Annotated in this window: 9 protein-coding genes; 6 read left to right on the top strand and 3 right to left on the bottom strand. The window is 74.5% G+C overall.

The features are described from left to right. The first annotated feature begins 4 nt into the window (after positions 1 to 4). Genes fxsT (OG896_RS12010) through fxsT (OG896_RS11985) form a run of 6 tightly spaced genes read left to right on the top strand, consistent with a single transcriptional unit; the run spans position 5 to position 11555 of the window. Complete coding sequence (gene fxsT / locus OG896_RS12010; RefSeq protein ID WP_329364900.1) at positions 5 to 3013, top strand: FxSxx-COOH system tetratricopeptide repeat protein; 3009 nt, start codon at positions 5 to 7, stop codon at positions 3011 to 3013. 57 nt (positions 3014 to 3070) lie between these two features. Beyond that, positions 3071 to 3448: a CU044_2847 family protein gene (locus tag OG896_RS12005; protein WP_328469166.1), complete on the top strand. Its 378-nt coding sequence runs from the start codon at positions 3071 to 3073 to the stop codon at positions 3446 to 3448. Continuing rightward, positions 3445 to 4515 carry an AAA family ATPase gene (locus OG896_RS12000; RefSeq protein WP_329364897.1) on the top strand — a complete coding sequence of 357 codons (1071 nt, stop codon included), beginning with the start codon at positions 3445 to 3447 and terminating at the stop codon, positions 4513 to 4515. The genes OG896_RS12005 and OG896_RS12000 overlap by 4 nt, the downstream gene beginning before the upstream one ends. Next, entirely contained in the window at positions 4512 to 6494 is a 1983-nt protein-coding gene (locus OG896_RS11995; RefSeq protein WP_329364895.1) for a magnesium chelatase, read from the top strand. The genes OG896_RS12000 and OG896_RS11995 overlap by 4 nt, the downstream gene beginning before the upstream one ends. After that, positions 6481 to 7947 carry a CHAT domain-containing protein gene (locus OG896_RS11990; RefSeq protein WP_329364893.1) on the top strand — a complete coding sequence of 489 codons (1467 nt, stop codon included), beginning with the start codon at positions 6481 to 6483 and terminating at the stop codon, positions 7945 to 7947. Before OG896_RS11995 ends, OG896_RS11990 begins: the two co-directional genes overlap by 14 nt. Then, on the top strand, positions 7944 to 11555 hold the full coding sequence (gene fxsT / locus OG896_RS11985; RefSeq protein ID WP_329364890.1) for an FxSxx-COOH system tetratricopeptide repeat protein: 3612 nt from the start codon (positions 7944 to 7946) through the stop codon (positions 11553 to 11555). The genes OG896_RS11990 and fxsT (OG896_RS11985) overlap by 4 nt, the downstream gene beginning before the upstream one ends. A 175-nt stretch (positions 11556 to 11730) precedes the next feature. On the opposite strand, the gene OG896_RS11980 is transcribed toward fxsT (OG896_RS11985), so the two are convergent. The 3 genes from OG896_RS11980 to OG896_RS11970 all read right to left on the bottom strand — a co-directional run bounded on the left by OG896_RS11980 (position 11731) and on the right by OG896_RS11970 (position 17746). Further along, positions 11731 to 15603 carry a multifunctional oxoglutarate decarboxylase/oxoglutarate dehydrogenase thiamine pyrophosphate-binding subunit/dihydrolipoyllysine-residue succinyltransferase subunit gene (locus tag OG896_RS11980; protein ID WP_329364888.1) on the bottom strand — a complete coding sequence of 1291 codons (3873 nt, stop codon included), beginning with the start codon at positions 15601 to 15603 and terminating at the stop codon, positions 11731 to 11733. Positions 15604 to 15839: 236 nt separating this feature from the next. After that, positions 15840 to 17036, bottom strand: a complete 1197-nt coding sequence (locus tag OG896_RS11975; RefSeq protein ID WP_329364886.1) for a HAMP domain-containing sensor histidine kinase — start codon at positions 17034 to 17036, stop codon at positions 15840 to 15842. Continuing rightward, on the bottom strand, positions 17033 to 17746 hold the full coding sequence (locus OG896_RS11970; protein WP_329364884.1) for a response regulator transcription factor: 714 nt from the start codon (positions 17744 to 17746) through the stop codon (positions 17033 to 17035). The genes OG896_RS11975 and OG896_RS11970 overlap by 4 nt, the downstream gene beginning before the upstream one ends. Positions 17747 to 17785: the final 39 nt, after the last annotated feature.

The following is a 17785-nucleotide window of genomic DNA, read 5'->3' as shown; positions in this document are numbered from 1 at the left end:
TCGCATGGCCGGAGGGCGGAACACCGCTTCATCAGCAGCCGGGCGGGGGCCCGTGACGATCAGCTTCGCGGGGTACAACCGGGCGTGGGCGGCGTGGATCGCCAGCCGGCTGGAGCGGCACGGCCTCCAGGTGTCGATGCAGCGCTGGGACGTCATTCCGGGGGCCAGCATCGAGCAGGGGCTGCGCGACCTGCTGCTGTCCGAGGGCCGGGTGCTGGTGGTGCTCAGCGAGTGGTACTTCCGGCTCGGCCCGCGTGACCCGGACGAGTGGAACTCGGCGCTGCGCGAGGTGGTCCCGGAGAACAGCGACCGCTTCGCCGCGGTCTGCGTCACCGCCGCCGCGCTGCCCAGCGCCGCCGCCGCGCTGAGCGCGGCCGACCTGTGGGGCCTGGGCGCGGTCGAGGCCGAACGCCGGGTGCTGACCCGGCTGGGCATCACCCCGCCGCGCACGTCGCCCAGCGACACCCTCATCGGCCTGGGCGGCCCCCGCTTCCCGCTGGAGCAGCCCGCGGTCTGGGGCGGCGTGCCGCGCCGCAACACCCGCTTCACCGGCCGCGAGGCGCTGCTGTTCGGGCTGCACCAGGAACTCACCTCCGCCGAGCCCGGCGCGGGCGTGGCCACCCTGCACGGCCTGTCCGGCGTCGGCAAGACCCACATCGCCACCGAGTACGTCTACCGCTTCGGCTCCGAGTACGACGTGGTGTGGTGGGTGCGGGCCAGCGAGCGCGGCACCCTGCGCGAGAAGCTCGCCGGCCTCGCCCCGGCCCTCGGCCTGGTCACCGGCCGGGAGTACGGCGAGCGGCTGCGCGCGGTCCGTGACGCGCTGCGCCGCGGGGACCCGTACTTTCGCTGGCTGGTGGTGCTCGATGGCGCCGACCAGCCCGAGGAGATCCACGACCTGGTGCCGACCGGGCCGGGACACGTGCTGATCACCTCGCAGAACCGCGAGTGGGGCGAGCACAACAGCGCGCTGATCGAGGTGCCGGTCTACGACCGCGACGAGTCGGTGGCGTTCGTGCGCCGCCGCGCTCCCCGGCTCGACCTCGCCGACGCGGACAAACTCGCCGACGCGCTGGGCGACCTGGCGCTGGCGCTGGACCAGAACGCGGGCGCCCTCAACGACTCGAACATGCCGGTCGACGAGTACATCGGGATGCTCCGGCACGGCGCCGACGTGGAGTCCGGGCTGAAGGTCGCCGCCGACTTCCAGATGACGTACTTCACCGCGTTCTCGATACTCCTCAACCGGCTGCGCGAGGACAAGCCCGAAGCCGTCGACTTCCTGCGGCTGTGCGTGTTCTTCGCGCCGGGGCCGATCCCGATCCGGCTGCTGCGCGACCTGCCGATCCGCGACGTGCCCGAGCAGCTCGCCGGGCTGATGGACGACCCGCTGCTGTGGAATTCGGCGGTCAGCAAGCTCGCCCAGTGGTCGGTGATCCAGTCCGACCCGCCCGAGACCGACAACGAGGAGTCCGTCGGCACCAACGAGGTCATCCAGATGCACCGGCTGGTCTACCAGGCGGTGCGGGCCGACATGCCCCAGGAGGAGCAGAGCCTGTACTCCCGGGTGGTCCGCAAGCTGCTCGCCGCCGCGGACCCCGGCCGCCCCAACGACACCCGGCTGTGGCCGCGTTACGCCGAGATCGTCCCGCACCTGGAGGCGTCCCACGCGCTGGAGTCCACCAATCCGGACATCCAGCTCACCGTGCTGAACTGCCTGCGCTACCTCTACCTGTCCGGCGAGTACCGCACCGCGCAGCGGATCGCCGCGACCGCCGCCGAGACCTGGCCCCGGCTGCTCGAACCCAGCCACCCCCGGCTGTGGGACCTCGCCCACCACCAGGCCAACGCGATCCGCGCCACCGGCGACTACGAGACCACCGAGGCCATCGACCGCCGTGCCTACGAGCAGTTGAGCCGCGACCGCGGCGACGGCGACCTGCTCGCGCTGCGGGCCGGCGGCGGCCTCGCGGCCGACCTGCGCGCGCTGGGCCGCTACGACGAGGCGCTGGCACTGTCGGTGCGGGTCCGCGACGGCTACCAGGAACTCGTCGGCGGCCAGGACTCCCGCACCCTCGTCGCCCAGAACAACATCGGCCTGACCCTGCGCCTGCTGGGCCGCTACTCCGACGCCTTCCGGCTGGACCAGGTGACGATGGAGGCGCTGCGCGAGCTGCTGCGCGACCGCCACAACTGGACGCTGTCGTCGGAGAACTCCTACGCCCACGACCTGCGGCTGCTCGGCCGCTACGAGCAGGCCACGTCGGTGCAGGAGCGCAACGCGGAGATCCACCGCACGGTGCTCGGCGCCGACAACCCGCAGACGCTGCGCGCCGAGCACAACCTCGCGCTGTGCTACCAGCGCGGCGGTGACCGGCCGCGCGCCGCGAACCTGCTGGCCCGGCTGCTGGAGCGCTGCGACCGGGTGCTCGGCGACACCGATCCGCTGACCGTGCGGGTGGCGGCCACCTTGTCCACGTTCGAGCGCGAGCACGGCGACCTGGACCGGGCCCGCGAGCTGGGCGAGCTCGTACTGGCCCGGTACCGGCAGCAGTTCGGCGACGGCCACCCGTACTCCGCGGGCGTGCTGGCCAACCACGGCCTGCTGCTGCGGGCGGCCGGCGAGCGCCAGCAGTCCCAGATCGAGGTCGAGGACGCGCTGGTCGCGATGACCCGCGTGGTCGGGGAGAACCACCCCTGGTCGCTGGGCTGCGCGCTCAACGTCGCGGCGGCCCGCAACTTCAGCGGCGACCCGGAGAGCGCCGTGGAGCTGAGCCGGATCACCGCCGACAAGGCCGCGGCCGGGCTCGGCAAGGAGCACCCGCTCACGCTGTCCTGCCGGATCGCGCTCGCCACCGACCTGCGCAACCTGCGCAAGCGCCAGGAGGCCGACAAGGTCGAGGAGGAGGCGCTCGAAGCCCTCTCCCGCACGCTGGGCCCGCAGCACCCGCACACGATCTCGGCCCGCTCCCGGAGCCGTCCGTACTGGGACTTCGAGCCGTTCAGCTCCTGACCGGGCCACGCCCGCCGTGACCCGCGCACGCCACAACCGCCATGGGGGACGAGGAACATGTCCATAGTCAGCGGCCCGCCCGCCACCTCGGGCGCGCCGCCCGTCTACGTCCAGGTCGAGCCGGGCCCGGCCGCCGTGCCGGGTCCGGTCGGCCCCGCCGAAGGGGTGTACTCCGGCGAGACCCGCGGCAACCCCGCACGGCGCGTCGCCGAGCTGTCCCGCGACGTGTACGAGGACGGCATCGCGCTCGCCTGCCGCTGCGCGGAGATCGCCGCCACCCGCTTCCGGGCGCTGCCGGACGGGACCCGGCCGGACGAGGTCGAGATGCAGGTGGGCATCAAGCTGGACGCCTCGCTGGGCGCGTACGTCGTGCAGAGTTCGGCGGAGGCCCAGTTACAGGTGACGTTCCGCTGGCAGTCCGGCACCGCGTCGTGACGGCCGGGACGGAGCGGGGCGAGGCGGAACAGGGCGACGCGGGGCAGGGCGACGCCGGACAAGGCGACGCCGAAAAGAGCGACGCGGGGCAGGGCGCACCCGAGCAGGGGGACCCGGGGCGCGGGGGAGACGGCGGGCCGCCGCGGGGGATCGCGATCCTGCCGTACAGCTACGTCGTCGGCCAGGACGAGTTGAAGCTCGCGCTGGAGCTGAACTACATCGCGGACGCGATCGGCGGGGTGCTGATCTCCGGCCAGCCCGGCACCGCGAAGTCCACCGTGGTCCGGGCGTTCGCGCTCATGGCCCGCGGCCGGCTGCCGGTCACCCTCACCATCGACGCGACCGACGACCGCGTACTCGGCGGCTGGGAGCTGAACGCGCTGCTGCGCGGCGAGACGAGGGAGCAGCCCGGACTGCTGGAGGCCGCCCACGCCGACGGCCTGCTCTACATCGACGAGGTCAACCTGCTCAACGACCACGTCGTCAACATCATCCTCGACGTCTCCTCGACCGGGGTGCTGTCCGTGCAGCGCGAGGGCATCGACAAGGTGATGAGCGTCAACTTCGGGCTGGTCGGCACGATGAACCCCGAGGAGGGCGGGCTGCGGCCCCAACTCCTGGACCGGTTCGGCCTGATGGCCACCGCGCAGCCGCTCGACGCGGACCAGCGGCACGCCATGCTCCGCGCGGTGCTGCGGTTCGACGAGGAGAGCGGCGACCCCGGCTCGGCCTGGCTCGCCGAGGGGCACCGGCTCGACCGGGAGCTGCGCGAACGGCTCCTCGCGGCCCGGGCCCGGCTCTTCGACGTCGAGGTGCCCGACGCCGTGGTCCGGCGCTGCGCCGACATCGCCGCGGCGCTCCAGGTGGTCGGCCACCGCGGCGAGGTGGTCATGCTCCAGGCTGCCCGCGCGCACGCCGCCGCCGAGGGTGCCCCCGCGGTGACCGCCGCGGACCTGCGGGCGACCGCGCCGCTCGCCCTGCGGCACCGCCGGCCCGAGAGCACCCACGGCGGCTCCGCCGACTGGACCCCCGACGACCTCGCCCGCCTCGACGACCTCCTCGCATGACCCCGCCCGACACCTCGCCGCCCGGCACCACGCCCCCTGACGCCACGCCCGCCGGCAGCACGCCGTACGGCACCACGCCCGCTTTCGACCGCCTCCTGCGCGTCCTCGCCTGCGCCGCCGCCGACCCCCGCCTCACCGGCGTCCTCCTCTTCGACGTCCCGCCCGAGCTGGCGGCTCCGGTCGCCGGCGTGTTCGCGTCGACGGCCATGGACGCGGTCCCGCGAGGGGAGCCGGCCGGCATCCGCAACGGCCTTCCCGGGCAACGGGGTTCGGCCGCGGCCGGAGGGCCGGTGGTGCGGTTGGGCGCCGGGGTGCGGGAGGACGACCTGTGGTCGCGTACGAGGCTGCGGCCGGCGGGCGGCCGGATCACGTTGGAGGTGCTCGGCGGCGACCTGGTGGAGGCCGACCCCGCCGCGCCGCCGCGGGTCGTGGTCGTGTCGGACCTGGCCCGGTTGCCGCTGCCCGGGCTGCGGGCGGCGGTCACGGTGCTGGGGGCGGACGTCGCGGCCGTCGAGCGGCACGGGGTGAGCGAGGTGTGGCGGCCGCGGGCCCGCTGGCTCGCGTTCTGCCGTACGGAGGACGCGGGCCGGGTCTCCCCGCACCTGCTGGACCGCTTCCCGCTGCGCCTGGCGGTGCCCGACCTGCGGCTGCCCGCGGACCCGGTGGCCGCCTGGCGGGCCAGCGGCGTACGGCAGGCGCTCGTGCGGCTCGCGGCGCGCGCCGCAGCCGGCGGCAGGGCCTGTGGACCGCCGCTCGATGAGGGCGCCCTCGCCCGCGCGGCCGACCTGGCGCCGGGGGAGCGGCGAGCCGTCGCGCTGGCCCGGATCGCCCGCGCGCTGGCCGTACTCGGCGAGGCCCCCGCCCCGGCCACCACCGCGGAGCACGTCACCGAGGCGGCCCGCCTGATCGGGCTCGCGCCGGGCGGCGCCCACCGTCCCACGCCCGGCAGCCCCGAGGAGCCCGCCGAGCCGCCGCGCGACGAGCCCCTGCCGCCCGCGGAAGCGGCGCCCGCCCGCCCCCCGCGCGGCTCCGAGCCCGGCACCGCCACCCGCACCGCCGAACTGCCCGCACCCGGGCCGGAGGAGCCGCTCGGGCCGCTCGCCGACCACGCCCCCGACCCCCCGGGCGGCGACCCCTACCCGGAGGACGAGGCCGAGCCGCTGCGGGAGTTCGCGCCGCTGCGCGCGGCGTGGCGCCGCGACGCGGGCCCGGCGGCCGACCGCGGACCGGTCACCGGCATCCGCCGGGCCACCGACCTGCGGGACCTCGCGCTCGTGCCCACCGTCATCGAGGCGGCCAAGCACCAGTGGCTGCCCGGCCGCACCCGCCGCCGCGGCGACGGCGTCGTGATCAGCCCCGCCGACCTGCGCAGCCACGCCCGCGCCGTGGAACCCGAGCGGATGCTGGTGCTGCTGCTGGACCACACCAGCCGGCCCGAGTGGGAGTGGCCGCAGGCGCTCGCGCCCTACGTGCAGTGGGCGTACGCGGCCCGTGCGACCGTCGCCGTCGTCGAGGTCGGCGGCGCGTCGGCCGCCGACGAGCTGCGCGCGCAGACCTTCCACGCCCGCAACGTGCTCGACCCGCGGCTCGCCGAAGCGCTCTACCGGCCGCCGGGCCGGGCCACCCCGCTGGCCCACGGGCTGCTGCTGGCCGCCCAGTTGGTGCGCCGCGCGTTCCAGCAGCAGCCGACCGCGCTCGCCGAGGCGTGGCTGGTGGTGGTCAGCGACGGCCGCGGCAACGTACCGCTGCGCACCAGCCTCACCGGCCGGCACGACGGGCCGGTGGGCCGGCGCGGGGTGCAGGACGCGCTCGCCGCCGCGGGCCAGTTGGGCGCGCTGGGGCGGATGCGGCTGCACTGCGTCGTGCTGGACACCGGCGCGCAGCCGTACGCCGAGCTGCCGTTCGAGCTGGCCGACGCGCTCGGCGGGAGCGTGGTGGCCGGCCCCGGAACGCGGGGGGACGCCGATGCCGCCCTCTGACCGGATGCGGCGGGCCGCCGAATGGCTCACCGGAGGCCGCGCGGTGGGCCCGGGCAGCGGCCCGCGCAGCCCCCGGCCGGAACGGCTGCCCGCGCCCCGCCCGGCGCGGGCACCGGAGGCCGCCGTGCCCGACGGCGCGCCCGACGTGCTCGGCAGCGTCGCCGCCGACCCCACCGAACGGCTGCCGGACGGGCTCGCCCAACTCCGCGTGCAGCGGGTGCGATCCGGCGACGACGAGCCCGCCTACCTGCTCACCGGCGCCTGCGGCGGACCGCCCACCCGGCCGTACCTCTCGCGCGCGCCCCAACTGCCGCCCACGAACATCAACCTGGACCGGGTGCGCGCGGGCGGCGCCGTACCCAGCCAGTTCTACCGCGCCGTGCGCCACTGGTCGCACCGGCAGCGCCCGCTGGTCGGCTGGCTCAACGAGCAACGGGACCGGCACGGCACCGCGTTGCACCTGGTGATCTGGGACGACACCGCGTACGAGATCCCGTGGGAGATGCTGCTGCTCAACGACGACGGCGGCACCGGGCCCGACCTGCCGCTCGGCGCCGCCGTGCCGGTCGCGCGCTGGACCACCATCAGGGAACTCCAGCGCCCGCTGCTCGACGAACCCGCGCACTGCTCGGGACGGGTGGTCGGCTACTTCGACGAGCGGATGCGCCAGGACATCGGTGCCTTCTCGCCCTTCGAGCACGAACCGCACACCGACGTCGACGGGTTCCTCGACTGCCTCGACGAACGCCGCCGCGGGAACGGGCCGTCGGCCGCGCCCGGCACCCCGGACCGGACGGGCGGCGCGGCGGGGGAGTGCGGCGCCGCGCCCACCGGGCCCGGCGGCGCGCCTGACGCACCCGCCGCACCTGACGCACCCGCCGCACCCGGCGCGGACCCCGGGATCGGCCTGGTCTACATGGGCTGCCACGGCACCCACGGCAAGCGCATCGACGACCTGACGGCGGGCATGCTCACCTGGTACGAGATGGACGAGCCGGCGATGAGCGCGCTGCGCGGCGGCAGCGGGACGGGCGGCACCCTGGTGTGCCTCAACGTCTGCCACTCCGGCCGGCTGGTGGACAACAGGGGCGGCGGTGAGGACGCGTTGCGCGGCTTCTCCGAACTCTTCCTGCGCAAGGGCGCCAAGGCGTGCATCGCCACCCGCGGCGAGGTCGAGGAGACCGAGGCGCGGGCCCTGCTCGGGCACCTGGTCGAGCACGCCCGCCGCTCTCCGGACCAGCCGCTCGCCCACATGCTCCGCGACTTCCGGGCCCGCGCGGTCAAGGATCTGCCCCGCCAGATCCCGCGCACCCAGGAAGCCGGCGGCGGCCAGGACGTCGAAGCCCAGCGCCGCGTGCTCTCGCTGCTCCACCACTTCATGTACGTCTACTACGGCCACCCGCAGACCACCCTCCAACTCGCGCCCCGCCAACCGGGATCGGCGGCACCGTGAGCGGCGAGGGCGCGCGGCTGCGCGTCGAACCCGTCGTCGGCCGGCCCCGCGTCGCGGAGGCGGGCCGCGGCTACCTCGTCACCGTCGACCTGCGCAGCACCTGCGACCCCGACGCATGGCCGTACGAGCAGGAGGAGTTCGCCTTCGGGATCGCCCTGGACGGCAGCCCGCACCTGGTCTGCGAGGCGCTGGGACACCCGTCCGTGGTGCTGCACCGCTTCGGCGGCACCTACGGCCCGGCGCGGTTCGTGGTCACCGCGGGCGCCGAGCCGGGCCCCGCGCTGCTGCGGCTGTCGGTCTTCAACGCCCACGGGGTGCCGGTGCGTACGGCCGGGCTGCCGGTCGAGGTGGTGGCGGCGGGCACGGGACCGGCGGACGGCGCGACCGAGGGCGTCCCGCTGCGGGTGGCGGCGGGCGAGGGCGAGGGCGAGGCCGCGGGCGGCTACGGCGAAGGGGCTTACGGCGAAGGGCCGTACGGGGGGCTGACCCCGCCGCCGGTGGCCGCCGCGCCCGAGACGGCACCCGAGCCCGCACCCGACGCCGAACCCGAGCCGGACACCGGCCCCGAGCCGGAACCCGATGCCGAGCCCGCCCCCGCCCCCGACGACGCCCCGCACTCGCGCGTCACCATCAGCTACGCCGGCACCGACCGGCCCTGGGCGGTGTGGATCGCCCACCGCCTCGAACGCCAGGACGTCCAGGTGTCGATGCAGCGCTGGGACGTCGCCGCCGGCGCCGCCGGTGCCGCCGTCGAGCAGGGGCTGCGCGACCTGCTGCTGTCCGGGGGCCGGGTGCTGGTGGTGGTCAGCGAGTGGTACTTCCGGCTGGGCCCGCGTGACCCGGACGAGTGGAACTCGGCGCTGCGCGCGGTGATGCCGGACCACAGCGACCGCTTCGCCGCGGTCCGCGTCACCGCCGCGGAACTGCCCGCGGCAGCAGACCTGTTGGGGGTCGTGGACCTGCGGGACATGGACGAGGTCGAGGCGGAGCGGCGGGTGCTGGCCCGGCTGGGCGTCCCGTCGCGGCGCACGTCGCCCGACGACACCCTCGGCGGCTCGGGCGGCTGGGGCGCCCCGCGCTTCCCGCTGCGGCCGCCCGCGGTCTGGGGCGGGGTGCCGCGCCGCAACTCCCGCTTCACCGGCCGCGAGGACGTGCTCGCCCTGCTCCACCGCCGGCTCACCGAGGCCCCGCCGGGCGCGGCGGTCAGCGCGCTCATCGGCCTGTCCGGCGTCGGCAAGACCCACGTCGCCGCCGAGTACGTCCACCGCTTCGCCGGCGAGTACGACGTGGTGTGGTGGGTGCGGGCCAGTGAACGCGGCGGCCTGCGCGAGCAGTTGGCCGGCCTGGCCCCCGTCCTCGGCCTGGTCACCGGGCGGGAGTACGGCGAGCGGCTGCGCGCGGTGCGGGACGCGCTGCGCCGGGGGGACCCGTACTTCCGCTGGCTGGTGGTGCTGGACGGCGCCGACCAGCCCGAGGAGGTCCACGACCTGGTGCCGACGGGGCCGGGGCATGTGCTGATCACCTCGCAGAACCGGGAGTGGGGCGAGCACAACAGCGCGCTGATCGAGGTGCCGGTCTACGACCGCGACGAGTCGGTGGCGTTCGTGCGCCGCCGCGCGCCCCGGCTCGACCTCGCCGACGCGGACAAACTCGCCGACGCGCTGGGCGACCTGGCGCTGGCATTGGACCAGAGTGCGGGCGCGCTCGACGACTCGAACATGCCGGTCGACGAGTACATCGGGATGCTGCGCCGCGGCGCGGACGTGGAGTCGGGCCTGAAGATCTCCGCGGACTTCCGGATGACGTACTTCGGAGCGTTCTCGATCGTGCTCGACCGGCTGCGCGAGGACACGCCGGAGGCCGTCGACCTGCTGCGGCTGTGCGTGTTCTTCGCGCCGGGGCCGGTCCCGGTCCGGCTGCTGCGCGACCTGCCGGACCGCGGCGCGACCGGCGACGGCATCGCCCCCGAACTCGCCTGGCTGACCACGGACCCCGAGCGGTGGGACGCGGCGATCGGCAAGCTCGTCCAGTGGTCGGTGATCCAGTCCGACCCGCCGGACACCGACAGCGAGGAGCCGGCCGGCGCCGCCGAGGTCATCCAGATGCACCGGCTGGTCTACCAGGCGGTACGGGCCGACATGCCGCCGGAGATCCGCGACCGCTACGCCGGGGTGGTCCGGGACGCGCTGGTCGCCGCCGACCCCGGCCGCCCCAACGAGCCCGCCCGGTGGCTGCGTTACGCCGAGATCGTGCCGCACCTGGCGGCGTCCGGCGCCCTGGAGTCCGCCGATCCGGCCGTCCAGACCACCGTGATCCGCTGCCTGCGCTACCTGTTCCTGTCCGGCGAGTACGGCGCCGGCCTGCGTATCGCCAGCCGCGCCAACGAGCACTGGCCGCAACTGCTCGACCCCGGTGACGCCCGGCTGTGGGATCTCGCCCACAACCGCGCCAACCTGCTGCGCGCGCTGGGCGAGTACACCGAGAGCGAGGCCCTGGACCGGGACGCCTACGAACGGCTGCGGGCCGACCGCGGCGACGCCGACCTGCTGGTGCTGCGCGCGGCCGGCAGCCTCGCCGCCGACCTGCGCCACCTCGGGCAGTACCGCGAGGCGCTGGACTTCGCCGAGCTGGTGCGCACCGGCTACGCCCGGATCGGCGACGAGGCGGGGGAGTTGACCGCACAGAACAACACCGCCGTCACCTTCCGCCTGCTCGGCCGCTACGGCGACGCGCTGGCCCTGGACGCGCGGACCCTGGACGCGCAGCGGGCCCGGCTGGGCGCCCGCCACTCCCGCGCCCTGTCGTCGGAGGACTCCTACGCCCACGACCTGCGCCTGCTCGGCCGGTTCGAGGAGGCGCTGCGGGTCCAGGAGGGCAACTGCGCCCAGCACGCGGAGGTGTTGGGCCCGGACAACCCGCAGTCGCTGCGGGCCGAGCACAACCTCGCGGAGTGCCAGGGCCAGGCCGGCGACGGGCCGAGGGCGTGCGCGACGCTCGGGCGGCTGATGAACCGGTGCGAGCGGGTGCTCGGCGACACCGACCCGCTGACGCTGCGGGTGGCCGCGTCGTACTCCTGCTACGAGCGCGAGCACGGCGACCTGGACCGGGCCCACGAGCTGGCCGCCGCCGTACTGGCCCGCTACCGGGGGCAGTTGGGCGACGGGCACGCCTACACCGCGGGCGCTCTCGCCAACCACGCGCTGGTGCTGCGGGTGGCGGGGGAGCGGGAGGAGGCGTGCGAGCAGGCCGAGGCCGCGCTGGCGGCGATGGCGCGGGCGGTCGGCGCCGGGCACCCCTGGACGGTCGGCTGCGCCCTGAACGCCGCCGTCGCGCAGGGGGAGACCGGCGACCCGGCCGCGGTCGGGACCGCCCAGGACGCGGCCGCCCGCGCCGAACAGGCCCTCGGCGCCGCCCACCCGCTGGCCGTGCTGTGCCGGCTGGCGCACGCCGCCGCCCTGCGCCACGCGGGCCGCGCCGACGCGGCGGACGCCCTCGACCAGGAGGCCCTGCGCGCCCTCACCGGCGCCCTGGGGCCCGGCCACCCGCGCGCGGCGGCGGCCAGGGCCCGCGCCCTGCCGTTCTGGGACTTCGAGCCGTTCAGCGCGTAGTCCCGCAGGCCCGCAGTCCCGTAGCCCCGCAGTCCCGCAGGCCCGCAGTCGTGTCGGCGCGCAGGCGCGGCCACCGCGACGGCCGACGGCCCCGTGCCCGGGAAGGGCAGGGGGCCGCCGGCCGTCAGGTGCGGGCGGCTGCGCGGAACCGGAGGGACCGCGCGGCCGCCGCCGGTCAGATCTCGAAGACCTCGCTGACCAGGTTCTGCTGCTGCTCCTGGTGCCGCTTCGCCGAACCCACCGCGGGCGACGACGAGGACGGCCGCGAGACGCGGCGCAGCCGGTCCGCGTTGTCCGGAGCGGCGCCCAGCACCAGGTCGAGGTGGTCGATCAGGTTCAGCGCGATGAACGGCCACGCGCCCTGGTTGGCCGGCTCCTCCTGGGCCCAGACGAACTTCTGCGCCTTGGTGAAGGGCGCCAGCGCCTGCTGGATCTCCGCACCGGGCAGCGGGTAGAGCCGCTCGATCCGGATGATGGCCACGTCGCCCGCACCGCGCTTGTCCCGCTCGGCGATCAGGTCGTAGTAGACCTTGCCGGTGCAGAAGACGACCTTGCGGACCTCTTCCGGCTTCACCGTGGTGTCACCGATCACCGGCTGGAACTGGCCGGTGGTGAAGTCCTCGGCCTTCGACGCCGCCGCCTTCAGCCGCAGCATCGACTTCGGGGTGAAGACGATCAGCGGCTTGTGGTGCGGGTTGTGCACCTGCCAGCGCAGCAGGTGGAAGTAGTTCGCCGGGGTGGTCGGGAACGCGACGGTCATGTTGTTCTGCGCGCACAGCTGGAGGTAGCGCTCGATCCGGGCCGAGGAGTGGTCCGGGCCCTGGCCCTCGTAGCCGTGCGGCAGCAGCAGCGTGACGCCGGAGGTCTGGCCCCACTTCTGCTCGGCCGCCGAGATGTACTCGTCGATGATCGAGGAGGCGCCGTTGGCGAAGTCGCCGAACTGGGCCTCCCACATCACCAGCGACTCCGGGCGGGCCAGCGAGTAGCCGTACTCGAAGCCCATCGCGGCGTACTCGCTGAGCAGCGAGTCGTACACGTTGTAGCGGGCCTGGTCCTCCGACAGGTACAGCAGCGGGGTGTAGTCCTCGCCGGTCACCCGGTCGATGAGCACCGCGTGCCGCTGGCCGAAGGTGCCGCGCCGGGAGTCCTGGCCGGCCAGCCGGACCGGGGTGCCCTCCAGCAGCAGCGAGCCGATCGCCAGCGTCTCGCCCATGCCCCAGTCGATGGTGCCGTCCTCGACCATGGCCGCCCGGCGCTGCAGCTGCGGCAGCAGCCGCGGGTGCACCGTGACGTGGTCGGGGATGTTCACCTGGGACTCGGCGATCCGCTTGACGACCTCGCTGGAGACCGCGGTCGGCACCGCGACCGGGAACTCGGCCTGGTTGTCCTGGCTCGGGCTCTCCGGCGGCGCGGCGACGGCCTCGCGCACCTCGGTGAAGACCTTCTCCAGCTGGCCCTGGTAGTCCTGCAGCGCCTGCTCGGCCTCTTCCAGGGTGATGTCGCCACGGCCGATCAGCGACTCGGTGTAGAGCTTGCGCACCGAGCGCTTCTTGTCGATCAGGTCGTACATCAGCGGCTGGGTGAAGGCCGGGTTGTCGGACTCGTTGTGGCCGCGGCGGCGGTAGCAGATCAGGTCGATCACGACGTCCTTGTTGAACGCCTGCCGGAACTCGAAGGCCAGCCGCGCCACGCGGACCACGGCCTCCGGGTCGTCGCCGTTGACGTGGAAGATCGGCGCCTCGATCATCCGGGCCACGTCGGTGCTGTACATCGACGAGCGCGCGGACTCCGGGGCGGCGGTGAAGCCGACCTGGTTGTTGATCACCACGTGCACGGTGCCACCGGTGCGGTAGCCGCGCAGCTGCGACATGTTGAGCGTCTCGGCCACCACGCCCTGGCCGGCGAAGGCCGCGTCGCCGTGCAGCGCGACCGGCAGCACCGTGAAGTCGGTGCCGGCCTTGTTGATGACGTCCTGCTTGGCGCGGGCGATGCCCTCGATGACCGGGTCGACGGTCTCCAGGTGCGAGGGGTTCGCGGCGAGCGAGACGTTGATCTGCTCGCCGTCCAGGCCGGTGAAGTTGCCCTCGGCGCCCAGGTGGTACTTCACGTCGCCGGAGCCGTGCATCGACTTCGGGTCGAGGTTGCCCTCGAACTCGCGGAAGATCTGCGCGTACGACTTGCCGACGATGTTCGCCAGGACGTTCAGCCGGCCGCGGTGGGCCATGCCGATGATGACCTCGTCCAGCCGGGACTCGGCGGCCGCGTCCAGCACCGCGTCCAGCAGCGGGATGACCGACTCGCCGCCCTCCAGCGAGAACCGCTTCTGGCCGACGTACTTGGTCTGCAGGAACGTCTCGAACGCCTCGGCGGCGTTCAGCCGGCGGAGGATGCGCAGCTGCTCCTCGCGCTCGGGCTTGGCGTGCGGGCGCTCGATCCGGTCCTGGATCCACTTGCGCTGCTTGGGGTCCTGGATGTGCATGTACTCGACGCCGACGGTCCGGCAGTACGAGTCGCGCAGCACGCCGAGGATGTCGCGCAGCTTCATCAGGGACTTGCCGGCGAAGCCGCCGACCGCGAACTCCCGCTCCAGGTCCCACAGGGTCAGCCCGTGCTCCAGGACGTCCAGGTCCGGGTGCTTGCGCTGGCGGTACTCCAGCGGGTCGGTGTCGGCCATCACGTGGCCGCGCACCCGGTAGGAGTGGATCAGCTCGAAGACCCGGGCGGCCTTGGTGACGTCGTCGTCGTGCGCGGTGTCGATGTCGGTGCGCCACCGCACCGGCTCGTACGGGATGCGCAGCGCGGCGAAGATGTCGTCGAAGAAGTCGTTCTCGCCGAGCAGCAGCTGGCTCATGATCCGCAGGAACTCGCCGGAGGCGGCGCCCTGGATCACCCGGTGGTCGTAGGTGCTGGTCAGCGTCATGACCTTGGAGATGCCCAGCTTGTTCAGGGTGTCCTGCGAGGTGCCCTGGAACTCGGCCGGGTAGTCCATGGAGCCGACGCCGAGGATCATCGACTGGCCGGGCATCAGACGCGGCACCGAGTGCACGGTGCCCAGCCCGCCGGGGTTGGTCAGCGACGCGGTGACGCCGGAGAAGTCGTCCATGGTGAGCTTGCCCGAGCGGGCCCGGCGCACGATGTCCTCGTACGCCTGCCAGAACTCGAAGAAGTTCAGCGTCTCGGCCTTCTTGATGGCCGCGACCACGAGCTGGCGGTCACCGTTCGGCTTCACCAGGTCGATGGCCAGGCCCAGGTTGACGTGCTCGGGCTTGACCAGCGTCGGCTTGCCGTCCTTCAGCGCGAAGGAGTGGTTCATCGCCGGCATCGTCTTCAGCGCCTGCACCATGGCGTAGCCGATGAGGTGGGTGAAGGAGACCTTCCCGCCCCGGGCCCGCTTGAGGTGGTTGTTGATGACGATGCGGTTGTCGAAGAGCAGCTTCACCGGGATCGCCCGCACCGAGGTGGCGGTGGGCAGCTCCAGGGAGGCGTTCATGTTCTTCGCCACGGCGGCGGCCGGGCCGCGCAGCGGCACGTACTCCGTCTCGGCGGCGGCGGGCGCCGCGGCCGGGGCGGCGGCGGGCTTGGCCGCGGGGGCCGGCGCCGCGGGCTGCGCCGCGGGAGCGGGCTGAGCCGGGGCGGGAGCCTGCGCGGCCGGCTTGGCGGCGGCCGGGGCCGGCGGGGCCGGAGCGGCGGGCGCGGCGGGGGTCGCCGGCGCGGTAGGAGCCGCCGGAGCCGGGGCAGGCGCCGCGGCGGCCTGCGGGCCGGCAGGCGCGGAAGGAGGCGTGGAACCGGGCACGCCCGCGCTGGCGCGGGCGGCGGCGCCCGAGGCACCGCCCTGGCCCGCGGGAGCGGCCGGAGCGGCGGAGCCGTCCGGCTTGTAGTCGGCGAAGAAGTCCCACCAGGCTCGGTCTACCGAGTTCGGGTCCTGGAGGTACTGCTGGTAGATCTCGTCCACGAGCCACTCATTCGGGCCGAAACCCGCTGCGGGGCCCTCGCCCTGCGCTTCGTGGTCGGTGGAGACACTAGAGCTATTGGGGGACTGTGGCGACACGGCGGCAACCGCCCTCTTCCGCTTCACAAGATGGTGGACAGCGGGAATAAAGGCTACGCCTACCTGACCCGTTCACGCAGTTTAGGGGGCCAGTCGTCGCGCAAGTCACACCCGAAGACTGGTTTCGGGACGGATCGTGGCGGGAAAGTGGTCCCTCTTGTGGGTTCGCCGGGCCAGTGGTCTATGCCATCCGCCCGGTCTGCGGCGGCGTCGCACGTCACCGCCATGCCGCCGCGTCAACGCGGCTGCGGCGGCATCCCCGGGAGGGTGACGTGGATGCGGCAGCCACGCGGGGATTCGGCCACCTCGATCCGGCCACCGTGCAGATCCACCGCCCAGCGGGCGATCGCCAGGCCGAGACCGGTGCCGCCGTCCGTGCCCGGATGTGAGCCCCGGTGGAAGCGGTCGAAGACCCGGACCCGGTCCGCCTCGGGGATGCCCGGGCCCTCGTCGCGCACCTCCAGGTCCAGGCTGCCCGGTGCCGACCCGCCGCGGGCCCGCACGGTGACCCGGCCGCCGGGCGGGCTGTGCTTCATCGCGTTGTCCACCAGGTTCGCCACCACCTGGTGCAGCCGCTCCCCGTCGGCGTACGCCACCAGCTCCGGCGGCGACACGTCCAGGTGCAGCGGCACGTCCGCGCGGGCCCGGGTGAGGGTGCCGCCGGCCTTGCCGCGGTCGGCGCCCAGGCTGGCGGTCTTCAGCACCGCCGACAGGTACGGCCACACCTCGAACCGCTTGGCGTCCAGCCGCACCGCCCCGCTGTCCAGCCGGGACAGGTCGAGCAGCTGGCTGACCAGCTTGCCCAGCCGCTCGGTCTGCTGCAGGGCCAGCCGCATGGTCTCCGGGTCGGCGGCCGAGACGCCGTCCACCACGTTCTCCAGCACCGCGCGCAGCGCCGCGATCGGCGTCCGCAGCTCATGTGAGACATTCGCCACCAGCTCCTTGCGGTGCCGGTCCACGGCGGCCAGGTCGGCGGCCATCCGGTTGAAGGTCTCGGCGAGCTCGCCCACCTCGTCGCGGCGCACCCGGGCCACCCGGCGGGTGTAGTCGCCGCCCGCCATCGCCCGCGCCACCGCGGTCATCTCGCGCAGCGGCGCGGTCAGGTTGGTGGCGACGATCTGCGTGATCAGCAGCGAGGCGATGATCGAGAAGATCGTGATCACCCGGATCTCGGTCCGCGAGTGGATCGCCAGCGTCACCAGCAGCGTGGTGATCATCACGGAGGCGATCACCAGCGCCTGCAGCGCCGCCTTGATCGAGCGGGTCGGGTCCCAGGGCCGCAGCGCCTCCCACAACTGCCGCAGCCACCCGCGGACCACCTGCCGGCCGCGCAGCACGACCGCCGGCACCCTGCCCCGGGCCGGTCCCGAGCCGCTCAGGGCCCGCGCCGGGTTCCGGGTGCGCGCAGGGTCCCCGGTGGGCCCCTGGCTCATGGCGCCGGGTTCTCCAGCGCGTAGCCCACGCCGTGCACGGTACGAATCCGCTCGGCGCCGATCTTGCGGCGCAGCGCCTTGACGTGGCTGTCCACGGTGCGGGTGCCGGACGCGTCGGTCCAGTCCCACACCTCGGCGAGCAACTGCTCGCGGGAGAGCACCGCCCGGGGCTGGTGGGCCAGGCACACCAGCAGTTCGAACTCGGTCGGGGTCAGGTGCACGTCGCTGCCGCCGACCCGGACCCGGCGCTGGGTGTGGTCGATCTCCAGGTCGCCCAGGTGGATGCTGGCGCCCCGGACGGTGGAGGCCGCGTCGGCGGCCCGCTCCACCCGGCGCAGCAGGACGTGCACCCGCGCGGCCAGTTCGCGCATGGAGAACGGTTTGGTCATGTAGTCGTCGGCGCCGACGCCGAGGCCGACCAGCATGTCCGTCTCGTCGTCGCGCGCGGTGAGCATCAGCACCGGAACGGGCCGGTCGGCCTGCACCCGCCGGCAGACCTCCAGCCCGTCGTACCCGGGTAGCATCACGTCGAGCACCAGCAGGTCGGGTTGCCAGGCGTGGGCCGCGTCGACCGCGGACGGCCCGTCGCCCGCGGTGCGGACCTGGAACCCCTCGGCCTGGAGGCGGGCCGCGATGGCCTGAACTATCGTCTGGTCGTCCTCGACCACCAGAACCCGGCGCTGCGCGCCTGTTGTCTGTGCGCTGTCCACTTCCGCTTCCGCCCCACAAGCTCGTCCGTTACCGGCAGC

This window comes from Streptomyces sp. NBC_00669, assembly GCF_036226785.1.
GTDB lineage: Bacteria > Actinomycetota > Actinomycetes > Streptomycetales > Streptomycetaceae > Actinacidiphila.
The sequence above is the reverse complement of the archived record's forward strand: the minus strand, read 5'-3'. Positions and strand labels throughout refer to the sequence as shown.

Bases quoted from the DNA above. Each gene is read 5' to 3' on its own strand.
- fxsT (WP_329364900.1), top strand. From the start codon at position 5: ATGGCCGGAGGGCGGAACACCGCTTCATCAGCAGCCGGGCGGGGGCCC.
- OG896_RS12005 (WP_328469166.1), top strand. From the start codon at position 3,071: ATGTCCATAGTCAGCGGCCCGCCCGCCACCTCGGGCGCGCCGCCCGTC.
- OG896_RS11995 (WP_329364895.1), top strand. From the start codon at position 4,512: ATGACCCCGCCCGACACCTCGCCGCCCGGCACCACGCCCCCTGACGCC.
- OG896_RS11990 (WP_329364893.1), top strand. From the start codon at position 6,481: ATGCCGCCCTCTGACCGGATGCGGCGGGCCGCCGAATGGCTCACCGGA.
- OG896_RS11975 (WP_329364886.1), bottom strand. From the start codon at position 17,036: ATGAGCCAGGGGCCCACCGGGGACCCTGCGCGCACCCGGAACCCGGCG.